General features: G+C 63.0%; 15 protein-coding genes. 7 read left to right on the top strand and 8 right to left on the bottom strand.

The features are described from left to right. Positions 1-10: 10 nt before the first annotated feature. Positions 11-832 carry a phytanoyl-CoA dioxygenase family protein gene (locus FJ967_RS20580; protein ID WP_140733659.1) on the bottom strand — a complete coding sequence of 274 codons (822 nt, stop codon included), beginning with the start codon at positions 830-832 and terminating at the stop codon, positions 11-13. A 90-nt stretch (positions 833-922) separates the two neighbouring features. Between FJ967_RS20580 and FJ967_RS20585 the strand changes: the two genes are divergently transcribed. From FJ967_RS20585 to ubiA, 3 genes are read left to right on the top strand one after another with little or no spacing between them, the layout of a single operon-like run. Further along, entirely contained in the window at positions 923-1834 is a 912-nt protein-coding gene (locus tag FJ967_RS20585) for a LysR family transcriptional regulator (protein WP_140733660.1), read from the top strand. Positions 1835-1879: 45 nt separating this feature from the next. Then, the gene (locus tag FJ967_RS20590; protein WP_140733661.1) at positions 1880-2458 is read left to right on the top strand and encodes a GNAT family N-acetyltransferase; all 579 of its coding nucleotides are present in this window, start codon (positions 1880-1882) and stop codon (positions 2456-2458) included. 31 nt (positions 2459-2489) lie between these two features. Continuing rightward, a complete protein-coding gene (gene ubiA, locus FJ967_RS20595; protein ID WP_181176039.1) occupies positions 2490-3473 on the top strand; it encodes a 4-hydroxybenzoate octaprenyltransferase in 984 nt (327 codons plus the stop codon). 47 nt (positions 3474-3520) lie between these two features. On the opposite strand, the gene FJ967_RS20600 is transcribed toward ubiA, so the two are convergent. From FJ967_RS20600 to FJ967_RS20610, 3 genes are all read right to left on the bottom strand, one after another. Continuing rightward, a complete protein-coding gene (locus FJ967_RS20600; RefSeq protein WP_140733662.1) occupies positions 3521-4087 on the bottom strand; it encodes a DUF6101 family protein in 567 nt (188 codons plus the stop codon). A gap of 184 nt (positions 4088-4271) precedes the next feature. Further along, positions 4272-5702: an FAD-binding oxidoreductase gene (locus tag FJ967_RS20605; protein WP_140733663.1), complete on the bottom strand. Its 1431-nt coding sequence runs from the start codon at positions 5700-5702 to the stop codon at positions 4272-4274. A gap of 9 nt (positions 5703-5711) precedes the next feature. After that, complete coding sequence (locus FJ967_RS20610; protein WP_181176041.1) at positions 5712-6686, bottom strand: L-threonylcarbamoyladenylate synthase; 975 nt, start codon at positions 6684-6686, stop codon at positions 5712-5714. Between the two features lie 161 nt (positions 6687-6847). On the opposite strand from FJ967_RS20610, the gene FJ967_RS20615 reads away from it, so the two are divergent. Beyond that, complete coding sequence (locus FJ967_RS20615) at positions 6848-7288, top strand: hypothetical protein (protein WP_246675325.1); 441 nt, start codon at positions 6848-6850, stop codon at positions 7286-7288. A gap of 170 nt (positions 7289-7458) precedes the next feature. Beyond that, entirely contained in the window at positions 7459-7845 is a 387-nt protein-coding gene (locus tag FJ967_RS20620; protein ID WP_140733665.1) for a hypothetical protein, read from the top strand. 105 nt (positions 7846-7950) lie between these two features. Here the strand turns inward: FJ967_RS20620 and FJ967_RS20625 are convergent, their stop codons facing one another. Both FJ967_RS20625 and glyS read right to left on the bottom strand, forming a co-directional pair. Next, entirely contained in the window at positions 7951-8298 is a 348-nt protein-coding gene (locus FJ967_RS20625; protein ID WP_140733666.1) for an ATPase, read from the bottom strand. Between the two features lie 146 nt (positions 8299-8444). Further along, a complete protein-coding gene (glyS, locus tag FJ967_RS20630) occupies positions 8445-10823 on the bottom strand; it encodes a glycine--tRNA ligase subunit beta (protein ID WP_140733667.1) in 2379 nt (792 codons plus the stop codon). A gap of 231 nt (positions 10824-11054) precedes the next feature. Between glyS and FJ967_RS20635 the strand changes: the two genes are divergently transcribed. Then, positions 11055-11243, top strand: coding sequence for a hypothetical protein (locus FJ967_RS20635; protein ID WP_140733668.1), 189 nt, complete (start codon positions 11055-11057; stop codon positions 11241-11243). On the opposite strand, the gene FJ967_RS20640 is transcribed toward FJ967_RS20635, so the two are convergent. Both FJ967_RS20640 and FJ967_RS20645 read right to left on the bottom strand, forming a co-directional pair. Then, entirely contained in the window at positions 11204-11893 is a 690-nt protein-coding gene (locus tag FJ967_RS20640; protein ID WP_181176043.1) for a DUF4328 domain-containing protein, read from the bottom strand. The two genes, FJ967_RS20635 and FJ967_RS20640, sit on opposite strands and share 40 nt — an antisense overlap. 89 nt (positions 11894-11982) lie before the next feature. Further along, entirely contained in the window at positions 11983-12927 is a 945-nt protein-coding gene (locus FJ967_RS20645; RefSeq protein WP_140733670.1) for a glycine--tRNA ligase subunit alpha, read from the bottom strand. 181 nt (positions 12928-13108) lie between these two features. On the opposite strand from FJ967_RS20645, the gene FJ967_RS20650 reads away from it, so the two are divergent. Beyond that, positions 13109-13570 (top strand): GNAT family N-acetyltransferase, encoded by a 462-nt coding sequence (locus FJ967_RS20650; protein ID WP_140733671.1) that lies wholly within the window; start codon positions 13109-13111, stop codon positions 13568-13570. Positions 13571-13579: the final 9 nt, after the last annotated feature.

Raw genomic sequence — 13579 nt, forward strand, 5'->3', positions numbered from 1 at the left:
GGCAAGTCTTTCAGCTCTGAAAAATAACCGGGAACCAGTCCTCGCGCAGCTTCTGCCCGGGCTGCATGCCATGGCCGTGATAGGGCGGCGAGGTGCGGCCGGGGCGCTCGACATAGTGCGCGTCATCGCCGACCCAGCGCAGCGACAGCGCCCGGCGCCGCGCCGCGGTCAGGTTGCCGCGCGCGCCATGCGCGGTGCGGAAGTCGAACAGGATTGCGTCGCCCGGCTCCATCTCCCATTCGAGAACCTTCATCGACGGATCGTTGTCGGGGTCTGGCACCGGCCGGTAATCGCCTTCGCCAGCATAGAAATTGTCGTCGTTCAGCCAGCGCACCGGCAGCACCATCTTTTCCCATTTGTGCGAACCGGCGATCAGCCTCAGCGTCGCCTCCTTCACCGGATCGATCGGAATCCAGAAACTCACCGTCTGGCTGCCGTCGACGAAATAGTAGGGAATGTCCTGATGCCAGGGCGTCGGCTTCTGTGTGCCCGGTTCCTTGACCAGGACGTGATCGTGGAAAAACTGCGCACTACGCGACTGCATCACCGAAGCCGCCAGTTGGGCGGCCGGCGAATTCCTCACCACATCGACAAATTCAGGGATGCGCTCCCAATTGCAGTAGTCGTCGAAAAAGCTGCCTTTGCCATTGGCGATGTCGGACGCCGTGGCGCTGCGGTTCTGCATGTTGCGCTCGATGCCGGCGGCGATCGTGTCGACCCAGCCCTTGAAGGCGCCGCGGATGCAGACTGCGCCGTCGCGCTGGTAGTCCGCGATTGTCTGGGTGTCGATGATTTCGGTGTCGATGGCGCGCGTAGCGGTCTGGGAAGCCATGTTGTCCTCCTTTCAGGATCGAGGTGACTATCGCAACGGCAAGTCATTCAGTAAAATAATAACTTCTCATCTGGCACATAGGCTTCAACTATGAGTCTCAGCCTCACCCAGCTACGCTATCTCATCGCCGTCGCCCGCCATGGCAGCGTCACTGGCGCGGCCCGGGCACTCAACATCTCGCAGCCGTCGGTTTCGGTGGCGATCGACGCGATCGAAAGGGATTTCGGCCAGAAGCTTTTCGTTCGCCAGCGAGGGAGCGGCGTGTCGCTGACCTCCTTCGGCCGCACCGTGGTGGCGAAGGCAAAGCAGGTTCTTGCCGAGACCGAAGAACTCATGAGCCTCGGCAGGGCCAGTTCGGCGATTGGCGGCGAACTGGTGCTTGGATGTTTCGAGGACCTGGCGCCCTATTTTGCGCCCGGCCTCATCCGCGCCTTTTCCGAACGCCATGGGGCGGTCGACATCGTCGTACGCGACGAGACGTTCGAGACGCTCGGGCGACGCCTGTCGGACGCCGCCGTCGATCTCGGCCTCACCTACGATCTTGGCCTGCCGTCGCACTTCGCCCGCATCCTGCTGCACGAGTTGCGGCCGCATGCGCTGTTGCCGGCGGGCCATGCGCTGGCCGAACGTTCCGAGGTCAGCCTGGCTGATCTCGCCGCCTATCCGCTGATCACGACCGACCAGCCGCAGAGCTGGCAGCATATGCTCGACCTGTTCCGGGGTCGTGGCCTGTCACCCATTGCCGACAGGCGTACAAGCTCGTTCGAACTCCAGCGCAGCATGGTGGCGAACGGTTTTGGTGTCGCCATCAGCTACACCCGCCCGCATGGCGACCGCAGCTATGACGGACTGCCCTTGATCTGCAAGCCGCTGTCGGATCCGTTGCCGATGCAACGGATCATCCTCACCCATGACACGCATCAGCGCGTATCGAATGCGGCGCTCGCCTTCATCGAGACGGCGAAAGCCTGGTTTTCGACGCGCGATATCTTCTCGTCGTGAGATGACTCGCTTACGGGACAACTTCGATCGGCCATGGAGCAAGGCATGACTATCCTCATCATCCGCGCCGTTGTCGCACTGGCCCATATGGTCGAAGATCGGGATTTCAGCTTTTTTGTCGAGGCATTCCATGAGCCGATCTTCGGCCGGCCGGTGGCGCAGTGGCCGCGCACGCCTGTCCCGGCCTATCGAAAGGACTATCGCGCCCACGTTGAAAGCGAGTCGGCGGGCGACGCAAGCGATGCGCTGTTCCTCGCCTGGGGCGATCAGGTGCCTGTCGGGCGGGCAATGATCAGCCGCAACTGGAACAATTACGCACTGGTCGACAATATCGCCGTCGACGCGGGCTGGCGCGGCGCGGGTGTCGGCCGCCTGCTGATGGACGCCTGCGTGGCGTGGAGCCGCGATGAGGGCCTCGCCGGCATCATGCTGGAGACCCAGAACAACAATATCGCCGCCTGCCGCTTCTACGAACGCTACGGCTTTGAGCTTGGCGGCATCGACCGCCTGCTCTATCGCGGGCTTGATCCGCAAAGCCGGGAGATCGCCCTGCTCTGGTATCTGCGGTTCGACGAGCGTCTTAAAAGACGCGTTGCGACCGCCACCGCCGACGAGCAGCCTTGACGCCCGACTGCGTCGCTGCCACTCCATAGGCATGGAAACCATCCAGTCGAAAGCGGCCCAGGGCCGCGTTGCCGATGCGCCGAACGGCCATTGGGTCTACCGTGTGCTGCCGCGCGCGATCTGGTCCTATGCGCAGCTTGCGCGGTGGGACAGGCCGATTGGCTGGCAGTTGCTTCTGTGGCCATGCTGGTGGTCGGCAGCGCTCGCGGCGAGCGCTTATCCACGACCCGGTGACCCGCTGCTCTCGCTGCTGCCGGCGCCCTTGTACCTCGTGCTGTTCCTGGTCGGCGCCATTGCCATGCGCGGTGCCGGCTGCACCTATAACGACATTGTCGACGAGGACATCGACAACCAGGTCGAGCGCACCCGCTCGCGTCCGCTGCCGTCCGGCCAGACGACGCGGCGGAGGGCCTGGCTGTTTCTTCTCCTGCAAGCCCTTGTCGGCCTTGCGGTGCTGCTGCAGTTCAACAGCTTCGCCGTCCTGCTCGGCGTCTGCTCGCTGGTCATCGTCGCCGTCTATCCATTTATGAAGCGGATAACAAACTGGCCGCAATTGTTTCTCGGCCTTGCCTTTTCCTGGGGCGCGCTCATGGGATGGGCGGTCGAGTTCGGCGACCTCGATGGCCCCGCCATCATGCTCTATATCGGCTCGATCCTGTGGGTGATCGGCTACGACACGATCTATGCGCACCAGGACAAGGAAGACGATGCCATTGTCGGCGTGCGCTCCACCGCGCGGCTGTTCGGCGACAACACCAAGTCATGGCTGGCAGGGCTCTATGGCGGCACGCTGGTTTGCTTCGCCATCGCCTTCGCTTCGGCGCAGGCTCCCGTGGTGGCGCTGGCGGGATTGATTGCCGCCGGCGCCCACATGGCCCGCCAGATCGCGGTTCTCGACATCAACGATCCGGACCAGTGCCTGCGGCTGTTCCGGTCGAACAACCAGGTCGGCTGGCTGGTCTTTCTCGGCCTGATCGGCGGTGCGCTTTGGGTGGCGCTGAAGCCGCTGGTATAAGCTCCCTTCTCCCCGTCACTATGCGAGGAGAAGGCGGCGGCAGCTAGCTAGTCTCTTGAAATAATCTCCTGGCCGTCGATGACGAGCCTCAGGCCAAGATCGCCCGTTCTGCGGCGGGCAAGGAAGCGCGGGCGGCGCGTGGTCGAAACACGGCCCTTGCGACGGTCCTGCGGCGGCAGCGTCTTGATGGCGGCGCCGAGCGATTCTTCCAGCGTGCGGGCGACGCCGTCCGATTCGATCAGCAGCATCGGCAGACGGTAAGCGTCGGCCCAGGCACGCCAGTCGGCGGCGACGTCTTCGAGATCGTCAGCGACCAGCAGCGGCACCGACAGCATCGGATCGTTATGCAGGAGCTCCAGGGTGACCGTGACATTGCCTTCCGGGTCCTCCATCGCCCGGGCGGCGACGCCGCGGAACGCATTGGCAGGCAGAGCGATGATCGCCGGCACGCCGCTCATCTCGAGCATGCGGCGGATCACGGCGCCGCGATGGTCGATCGTGAAGGTCACGTCGCCATAGTCGTCGCGCGTCGCGTAGCTCACCACCTGCGGCAGGCGGAATGGGTCGAGGCGCATATTGCGTCCCGCCCAGACTGGCTTCAGTCCAGTGTTCATAGAGTGCCTTCCTGTCTGTCTCCTGAGAGCCGGTGTCCGGTTCTCTCCGGGCCAGTTTTCCCGGCCTCGTTATGGGGAAACAGTAGCGCCGGCTCCTTACCGCCGCGCTTAAGAAAGTCGGTTAAATTTTGCTGATCTCAGGGATGGTTATCGGAATGCCACCGACCACAAGATGTTGAAAGGATCAGATAACCTTACCGGGATTCATGATGCCCGCCGGATCGAAGGCGGCCTTTACCCGGCGCATCAAATCGATGGCCATCGGCGGCGCGGTGGCGATCAGTTCATCGCGCTTCAACTGACCGATGCCGTGCTCGGCCGAGATCGAACCGTGGAAGGAGCGCACGACGTCGTGCACGGCCTTGTTCATGGTGTGATAGAGGCCGAGGAACGCCTCGTCGTCGCCGTCGACGGGACGCGAGATGTTATAGTGGAGATTGCCGTCGCCCATATGTCCGAAGCAGACCACGCGCGCGCCGGGACTGACGGACGCCACGGCGATCGCGCCTTTTTCAATGAATTCCGGGATCGATGCGATCGGCACCGAAATGTCGTGCTTGATCGAGGCGCCCTCCGGCTTCTGGCATTCCGGCAGCGTCTCGCGGAAATTCCAGAAGGCGTCGCCCTGGGCAAGGCTTGCCGCAACCACCGCATCGCCAACGATGTCTTGCTCGAGGCCATCCGCCAGCACTTCCTCGATCAGTGCCTGGCCGTCGGCTTCGGAGCGGCCGGAGGAGACCTGCATCAAGACATACCAGGGCCAGTCATCGGCCAGCGGGCGCACGACACCTTGACCATGCCTGAGCGTGAAATCGTATGGCCGCTTGCCGATCAGTTCGAAAGCAGTAAGCGCGGTTCCGGCGCGGTCCATGGCCTTGCCGAAGAGGGAAAGCGCTGCTTGCGGCGACGACAGGCCGACGAAGGCGACTTCCCGCCCCTTCGGCTTGGGAAACAGTTTGAGCACGGCGGCGGTGATGACGCCGAGCGTGCCTTCGGCGCCGACGAACAGGTTCTTCAGATCATAGCCCGTATTGTCCTTCTTCAGCTTGCGCAGATCGTCGAACACCTCGCCCGTCGGCAGCACCACCTCGACGCCGAGACACAGCTCGCGCGCATTGCCATAGGCCAGCACGCCGGTGCCGCCGGCATTGGAAGAGAGATTGCCGCCGATCTGACAGGACCCTTGCGCGGCAAGCGACAGCGGAAACAGTCGGTCGGCGGCGTCGGCCGCCTCCTGCAGCGTCTGCAGGATGACGCCGGCCTCGACCGTCACCGTGTTCGACAGGACGTCGATCTCGCGGATGCGGTTGAGCCGCGACAGCGACAGGATGATCTCATGGCCGGATCCGTCCGGAACCTGGGCGCCGACCAGCCCTGTATTGCCGCTCTGCGGCACGATCGGCGTTCCGGTCTCGCTCGCCAGCCGCATGATCCGGCTGACCTCCTCGACGCTGCCCGGCCGCAGCACCAGCGACGTCGCGCCGTGCCAGAGCCCACGCCGTTCGAGGAGATAAGGCGCGATGTCCTGCTGGTCGCGCAGCGCATATTTCTCGCCGACGATCGCCGCGAAGCGATCGATGAGAGCCGGATCGAGTGTCTTTGTCGTGTCGGTCATGTGGGAAAGCTACGTTGTGGGCTGTGTGTTGTCACGGGGAGCCGCGGCGCGGGAGAGCCGGTCGTTGATCGCCTCGCCGAGCCCGTCAAGGGGAATAGGCTCGACGACGATGGTGCGCGCGCCACTGCGGTCGAGATCCTGCATGTAAGCGAAGAGATTGCTCGCCGCTTCGCGCAGGTCGCCCGATGGCGAAAGATTGAGGAAGGCGGCCGCGCCGCGCCAGCCTTCTGCTCGCTCGCCACCAAAGGCGAGCAGGGCCTCGCCCGCGCCGATCGACCGAGCATTGAGCCGGACGCCGGCGCCCGGCGCATAATGCGAGGCGAGCATGCCCGGCGCTTCGACGCCGGCGGCACCGCCACGCAACAGCTCCATGCCGATGGCCGCCTCGATTTCCTCTGCGGCAATGCCGCCGGGCCGAAGCAGGCGCAAGTGTTCGCCCTCCGCTTTGAGGATGGTCGATTCCAGTCCGACCGGCGTGGCGCCGCCATCGACCACCAGCTTGATGCGCGCGCCCAGATCCGCCGCCACGGCTTGCGCCGTCGTCGCGCTGATCTTGCCGGATGAATTGGCGCTGGGGGCGGCAAGCGGCCGGCCAAGCCTGGCGATCAGGTCGCCGCCAAAGCCCCTGGGCATACGCAAGGCGATCGTATCGAGCCCGGCGGTGACCAGCGGATGAATGCCGTTGCCGGCGCGCTGCGGCAGAACCAGCGTCAGCGGCCCCGGCCAGAAGGCAAGCGCGAGTTTCCTCGACAGCGGATCGAACAAGGCGATGCGGTCGGCCATCGCCATGTCGGCGACATGGGCGATCAGCGGATTGAAGCGCGGCCGACCCTTGGCCTCGAAGATGCGCGCCACGCCGATGCCGTTGGTGGCGTCGCCGGCCAGTCCGTAGACGGTTTCCGTCGGAATGGCGACGACATCGCCGCCGTCCAGCAGCGCCAATGCTCGTCCCATCGCTTCGCCGACGGCCAGTATTTCAGCCACTCTCGTCTCCTCGCGGATGCCGGCTGCGTAATACGGCGGCGGCGCCGGGGCAAGCGGGCATTGGCAATTCATCAATTCCTAAAATGTTATGTTTCCATGAAAGCCGGCATCAATCGCCCGGCTTTATCGTGCGGCTTTCTGGGCAATGGGGAGCTATTTCGGTGCGTATCTGGGGAACGCTTGCTATCATTCTGGCCGCCACGGCTGGCGGGGCTCAGGCCTCGTCGCTGGTCTTTCCCGGCGCGCCGTCCTCGACGCCATCCATCCTCGCCCTGAAAGCAAGCAACACCGCGACGAGCGATGTGGTGTCCGTCATTGCGCTTGACGAGTCCGACGTCACCTATGAAAAGGTGGCAGCGATCCCGGACGGGGCAGAGGCGAAGCACGCCTTCCAGCAAAGCCCGATGATCATTCGCGGCGGCGTTGTCGGCGGCGCCTTCTCGACACCGGCGCAAGCCAAGGCGCCGGCCACGGCGACAGCCCCGGCCACGGCGACAGCCTCGGCAGCGCCCGCGCCGGCGGCACAAGGCAAAGCACCGGCGGCAGCCGTGCCGCCAGCGGCAGCCCAAGAGCCGGCTGCGGCAACCGGCAAGGCCAAATAGCGACTGCTCACCGACCGGTCGAAATACCCGGCGGCTTGACGGCGGTCCGGCACCCTGCGAACCATGTCCGGCGAATCCTGGTGTATCCTGCCCGCCGACGCTGCCGCCTGAATTTCGCCAAGCGGCTCCGGCAGACGTAATTTGCATTGTTCAAGGCAAGGGGGTTGCTCATGAAAAAGTCGAAGACCGTTACCGTGGCAGGGCTTCTGCTGGCGTCGTTGCTTGGCGGCGTGGCGCATGCGGACGACATGCTGGGATCCTATGTCGCGCGCATTTCCGATAGGGATCACCAGGCGAGCGACGGCTATGCGCTGGATAGCGCCGCGCAGATGGTGCGGCAGGACCGCGCCAACTGGCACAAATTCCATCGCCGCGACAGCGACGACCAGGGTGATGCCTGGTTCAGGACCAATGAACAGCGCGCCGACCTTCAGCGCATGCTGGAACGCCCCGGCGCGATGAGTGCCTCGACCAAGCGCGCCATCGTCAATGGCGAGCCGCTGGTCCAGGTCGACGTCTACGAAAACAGCGTGCGCGTCAGCATTCTGGAAAACTGAAAAGTCGGCGTTTGGGAACTGATTCAAGTCAGTTTGGCGAGATCGACGAGAAAGGGCGGTGCCGAAGCGCCGCCCTTTCATTGAGAAAGCCGGTCGCCTGAGAAATCAGGCTGCTTCTTCCTTGTCGTCTTCGTCGGACTCGCCGTCCTCGGTTTCTTCTTCGCCTTCGGCGTCGTCGCCCTCGGCCTTCACGCTGTCGTCGGCGTCGTCTTCGTCCTCATCTTCGTCTTCGTCGTCGCCCGAGAGCGTGGCGGCTTCAGCGTCGTCTTCGTCGGACTCTTCGCCGTCCTCGTCGTCACCTTCCTCGTCTTCGCCATCCTCGTCTTCATCAGACAGATCGGCGGCTTCGACCATGTCGTCGGCATGATCGAGGGCGGTTTCGGAAGCGGATTCAAGCGTCTCGGCGGCGGCCGGGTTTTCTTCAGTCACTTCGATTTCGTGATCGGAATTCATGGAAGCCTCCGTTGGGTTGGGGAACATGTCCCTTTTGCCACGGAGAGATCATCGTCATATGACTGTAAGCCGGCTCGAACGGCCGGCCGGGCGATATTTTTTCAAGGCACCGGAACCTGGTTTCCGATGCCTTTTGAACGACCGATCTAGCCTGCGATCTTGGAAAAATCGGCGACCTGACCGGTGGCGGCACGGATGCGGGCAAGCAGCGCAAGGCGGTTGGCGCGCACCTGCTGATCCTCATCGTTGACGAGCACGCCTTCAAAAAATGAATCGACAGGTTCACGCAAAACGCTAAGCGCCAGCATGGCGGCGGAAAAGTCTTGGTTTTGAATCGCTTCGCCGGCTTGCTTCTCGGCTTGATTCATCGCCGCGAACAGCGATTTCTCGGCGTCGAGGCGCAGCAGAGCCGGCTCAACAGTTGGAGCGATCTGCGTCTTCTTCTTCTCCTCGGCGGCCAGGATGTTGGCTGCGCGCTTGGTGCCGGCGAGCAAATTCTTGCCGTCCTCGGTGTCGAGGAAGGAGCCCAGCGCCTCGACACGCCGCACGATCTGCAGAAGGTCGTCCGAGGCTGGTGTGATGACGGCGTCGATGAGGTCGTGGCGGGCACCTTGGTCGCGGAGATAGACCTTCAGGCGGTCGTGGAAGAAAGACAGGAGATCAGCAATAAATGGCGATAGCGATGCGTCCAGTTCCATCAAACGCTGGCCATCGAAGAACTCTCGCTCCTGATCGTTGGACCCAAAGGTTTCCAGATTTGCCTTAGCCAATCCACCCTTCAGCAATTCGGAAATCAAGCCCGCCTCCGACAACAGCTGACTTACCCCCTTGTAGTCGCGAATGCGGCCATCGAGCATCGCGACAACGCCACGGCTCTGGGCTCCTTCACCTTTTTGTTCATAGGCCGCGAGGGCCGACGACACCGCGGCAGCAATGGCAAAGCCCAGCGAAAGCTTGAGCTTGTTTTCCAATATGATCCTCACCACGCCCAGCGCTGCTCTTCTCAACGCAAAGGGGTCCTTTGACCCCGTGGGCTTTTCGTCGATGGCCCAAAATCCAACCAGCATATCGAGCTTGTCAGCGAGCGCGACAGCGACCGACACCAAATCGCTCGGCACGTAGTCGGATGGGCCCTGCGGCTTGTAGTGCTCCTCGATGGCTGCGGCCACGGATGCGGGCTCTCCCTGCAGCAGCGCGTATTTGCGCCCCATGGCGCCTTGCAATTCAGGGAATTCGCCGACGACTTCTGTCGTGAGATCGGCCTTGGCAAGAACCGCGGCGCGGCTTGCGAGCGCGGGATCGGCGCCGATGATCGGCGCCAACGCCTCCGCGAGCCGGGCAATCCGCTCCACCCGCTCGCCCTGCGTGCCGAGCTTGGCGTGGAAGGTGACGTTGAGATGGTCGAGGCGGGCCATGCGCTGGTCGAGCGGCTTCTTCAGGTCGAGCCCGAACTTTTTCGCCGATGCCTGCAACTGGCCGAGATCCGGCAGATCGCCCTGGTCGGTCGTCCAGAAATAAAGCGCGTCGGAGAGGCGCGCGCGCACCACCTTGCCATTGCCGTGCGCAATCTCCTTGCCGCCATCCCTGGCCTCGATATTGGCGGTCAGCAGGAAGCGGTTGGACAGCGCCTCGCCTTCACCTTGCGGGCGCGTCACGAAGCATTTCTGGTTGGCGCGGATGGTCAGCCGGATCACTTCGGCCGGAATGGCCAGGAATGCCTCTTCGAACTCGCCCATCAGCACGACAGGCCATTCGACCAGCCCGGACACTTCCTCAAGCAGCCCCTCGTCCTCGACCAGGTCGAGCCCGTTGGCGAAGGCGAGATTGCGGGCGTCGGCCAGGATGATCTCCTTGCGGCGGTCGGCGTCGAGCACGACCTTGGCGGCCTCGAGCTTGCCGACATAATCGTCGAAGCGGCGCACGGTGATTTCGCCCGGCGCGAGGAAACGGTGGCCCCAGGTGACGTTGCCCGAGCGGATGCCGTCGATCTCGAAATCGACCACGACCGGCTCCTCGGTCTCGGGACCGAAGGTGCACAGGATCGATTGCAGCGGGCGCACCCAGCGCAGCGAGCCGGGTTTTGCCGAGGCCGGCCCCCAGCGCATCGATTTCGGCCAGGGGAAATTGCGGATGATATCGGGCACCAGTGCGGCGATGATCTCTTCGGCCGCCTTGCCCGGCTTCGAAATGTGCGCGACATAGAAGTCGCCCTTCTTCGGGTCGGAATGGACATGCGCTTCGGCGATCGAAGACAGGCCGGCCTTGCGCAGGAAGCCCTGGACCGCCTGTTCAGGCGCCGTCGTCGACGGTCCCTTGATGTCCTCGTGAATGTCCTTCGAGCGTGCGGTGAGCCCGCGGATATCGAGTGTCAGGCGCCGTGGCGTCCAATATTCACGCGCCGCCTCATAGGTGAGACCCGCTTCGACCAGACCGTCGGTCAGCATCTTCTTCAAATCGCCCGCCGCCTTGCGCTGCATGCGGGCAGGGATTTCCTCGGAGCGAAGTTCAAGCAACAGATCGGGCATCAGGGTCAGCTCATGCGGGAGAGTGGTCCGCGCGGGGCATAGCAACTCGGCCGGCCGCTGTCTCCCCTATAATCGCAGACCAATCGGCACAACCACCGTCAATTTCCAGAAATTCTCAGCACCCTGTCGGGACGGGCCGAACCCACCCGTCCTTGGATCAAAGATTTCCATGAACCGAAGGCTGCGCTGAAGCGACCCACGCTCAGGCAGGGAACTATTGGCTGAACGATCATGAAAACGGCATCCAGGCTTCTGCAGATCCTCGCGCTCGGCGCCTGCTTCACCGCGCAAGCACATGGCGCCTTCTCGATGCCGGGCGTGCGGCAGGCGCTGCGCACCATCGATAGCGCCGGCGCTCAAGCCATCCTTGCACCGATCGCCTACAGCGTATCGCCCGCCACCGGCGCGGGCACATTCTGAGATCGCGGCGCCGCGGCCCAGTTCGACTGCCGCCGATGAATTTCCTTGATGATATCCAGAAAGAGCACGGAAAGTACGATACTGGCGATATCGGCGGCCGTGGTCGCTATCGAGGCATTCTTGATCTCGCCGATCGCCTCGGCCTTCATCATCAACTGGAAGGACAGACGGCCGAGCCCATTGGCCGCCAGCCAGGCAATCCACCAGCCGATCAGGTCACCCGAGGTCTCGCCTGTTTTCCAATCCGGCGAGCCGCTGCTTGCCCGCCATATCTCGGCCATGGCTTGATAGGGTTTCCACAGATTGGCGACCGGGATGAAATACCAGCCGATTGCCCAGCCCGGCGTGAACTCCATATCCCTGGCGCCCAAGGCGCGGACATTCCTGTTGGCAAGCCTGATCCACGCCAGGATGATGACCGCCTGGGCCAGCCAGATAATCAGCTGGACAATGCCTATCGCCTGCTGCCTGGTGTCATTCCTCTCGGCGGCGGCTGCCAGATCATAGGCATGGTTGCCGCTTTCGATGTCGCTGAGCAGCCAGATCTCCGACAGACCGGACAGAACGGCGATGACATCGACCAGAATGCCCAGCCAAAGCAGCCTGGTAAGCCAAGTGGTGTTGGTCGAAAAATTCCTGAAGATGCCCACTTTCAGCCCCCGCGCCGCTGCTTGCAACTGCGGACAACCTAAACGGGAAATATTATACCTTCAAGCGGATAAGTTGTTTCCAAACCCTGCTAGGCGGCCAATCCACCCGCCTGCGTCTTCAAAAACGCCTCGCCGCAGGCTTTGGCCAGATTGCGCACGCGCAAAATGTAGCTCTGGCGTTCGGTGACCGAGATCACGCCGCGCGCGTCGAGCAAGTTGAAGACGTGGCTGGCCTTGATGCACTGGTCATAGGCGGGGAAGACCATTTTGTGCATCGGCAAATTGTCGTTCGAGGCCGGTGCGCCCGCTTCCAGCAACGCCTTGCATTCGGCCTCGGCGTCATCGAAATGCCGAAGCAGCATCGCCGTGTTGGCGTACTCGAAATTGTGGCGCGAATATTCCTGCTCGGCCTGCAGGAAGACTTCGCCATAGGTGACCTTGTCGGCGCCTTCGCGGCCGTTGAAATTGAGGTCGTAGACATTGTCGACGCCCTGCACATACATGGCCAGGCGCTCCAGCCCATAGGTGAGTTCGCCTGCCACGGGGGCGCATTCTATGCCGCAGACCTGCTGGAAATAGGTGAACTGCGATACTTCCATGCCGTCGCACCAGCATTCCCAACCAAGGCCCCAGGCGCCCAGAGTCGGGCTTTCCCAGTCGTCCTCGACGAAGCGGATGTCGTGCAGCAGCGGATCGACGCCGATCGCCTTGAGCGAGCCGAGATAGAGCTCCTGCAGGTTCGGCGGATTGGGTTTCAGGATCACTTGGTACTGGTAATAATGTTGCAGCCGGTTCGGGTTCTCGCCATAGCGGCCGTCCTTGGGACGGCGCGATGGCTGGACGTAGGCGGCATTCCAGCCCCTGGGGCCGAGCGCGCGCAGCGTCGTTGCCGGATGGAAAGTACCAGCCCCCACTTCCATGTCGTAGGGTTGCAGGATGACGCAACCATAGGCGGCCCAGTAATTGTGCAAGGTCAAGATCAGCCCCTGGAACGAGCGGCTGGGGTGCATGTGGGCGGGAATTTCAATCGTCACGATGGCCTCGACAACAAAGGCATGCTTGCTCGCCCGTCCTAGAGACACGGCGGCGAAGCGTCAAGCAAGGCGGCTCGTCGCGGGCATGCCGCGCAATGTTGAAGCTTTGCCGGGCATTGGCCCATTGCCGCGCCGGGTAACCTGCGGTCTGCTTCATTCCTGACAACAGATAGGTCGACCCATGCCCAACCCCATCACCATCCGCCCCGTCATGCGCCAGGATTTCGAGCGGTGGCTGCCGCTGTGGGACGGCTACAACGCCTTCTACGGCCGCTCGGGCGAGACAGCACTGGCAAGCGAGATCACCGCGATGACATGGTCGCGCTTCTTCGATGCTTATGAGCCCGTCCATGCGCTGGTCGCCGAGAGCCAGGGCGAACTCATCGGCCTCGTGCACTATCTCTACCACCGCAGCACCACCGCGATCGCGCCGAACTGCTATCTGCAGGACCTTTTCACCACGCAGGCTTCGCGTGGAAAAGGTGTTGGCCGGGCGCTGATCGAGGGTGTCTATGAACGGGCGCAATCAGCCGGTTCAGGCCGTGTGTACTGGCTGACCCATGAGACCAATCACACGGCGATGAAGCTCTATGACAAAGTCGGCGAACGCTCGGGCTTTGTCGTCTATCGAAAGATGTTTTGAGGCCGCTTT

Origin of the sequence: Mesorhizobium sp. B2-3-4, assembly GCF_006442315.1 — a bacterium.
In the GTDB taxonomy this organism is placed as follows: Bacteria; Pseudomonadota; Alphaproteobacteria; order Rhizobiales; family Rhizobiaceae; genus Mesorhizobium.

What these genes read in the sequence shown, in the direction of transcription:
- FJ967_RS20580 (WP_140733659.1), bottom strand. Translation starts at nt 832, where the DNA reads ATGGCTTCCCAGACCGCTACGCGCGCCATCGACACCGAAATCATCGAC.
- FJ967_RS20585 (WP_140733660.1), top strand. Translation starts at nt 923, where the DNA reads ATGAGTCTCAGCCTCACCCAGCTACGCTATCTCATCGCCGTCGCCCGC.
- FJ967_RS20590 (WP_140733661.1), top strand. Translation starts at nt 1,880, where the DNA reads ATGACTATCCTCATCATCCGCGCCGTTGTCGCACTGGCCCATATGGTC.
- ubiA (WP_181176039.1), top strand. Translation starts at nt 2,490, where the DNA reads ATGGAAACCATCCAGTCGAAAGCGGCCCAGGGCCGCGTTGCCGATGCG.
- FJ967_RS20600 (WP_140733662.1), bottom strand. Translation starts at nt 4,087, where the DNA reads ATGAACACTGGACTGAAGCCAGTCTGGGCGGGACGCAATATGCGCCTC.
- FJ967_RS20605 (WP_140733663.1), bottom strand. Translation starts at nt 5,702, where the DNA reads ATGACCGACACGACAAAGACACTCGATCCGGCTCTCATCGATCGCTTC.
- FJ967_RS20620 (WP_140733665.1), top strand. Translation starts at nt 7,459, where the DNA reads ATGAAAAAGTCGAAGACCGTTACCGTGGCAGGGCTTCTGCTGGCGTCG.
- FJ967_RS20625 (WP_140733666.1), bottom strand. Translation starts at nt 8,298, where the DNA reads ATGAATTCCGATCACGAAATCGAAGTGACTGAAGAAAACCCGGCCGCC.
- glyS (WP_140733667.1), bottom strand. Translation starts at nt 10,823, where the DNA reads ATGCCCGATCTGTTGCTTGAACTTCGCTCCGAGGAAATCCCTGCCCGC.
- FJ967_RS20635 (WP_140733668.1), top strand. Translation starts at nt 11,055, where the DNA reads ATGAAAACGGCATCCAGGCTTCTGCAGATCCTCGCGCTCGGCGCCTGC.
- FJ967_RS20650 (WP_140733671.1), top strand. Translation starts at nt 13,109, where the DNA reads ATGCCCAACCCCATCACCATCCGCCCCGTCATGCGCCAGGATTTCGAG.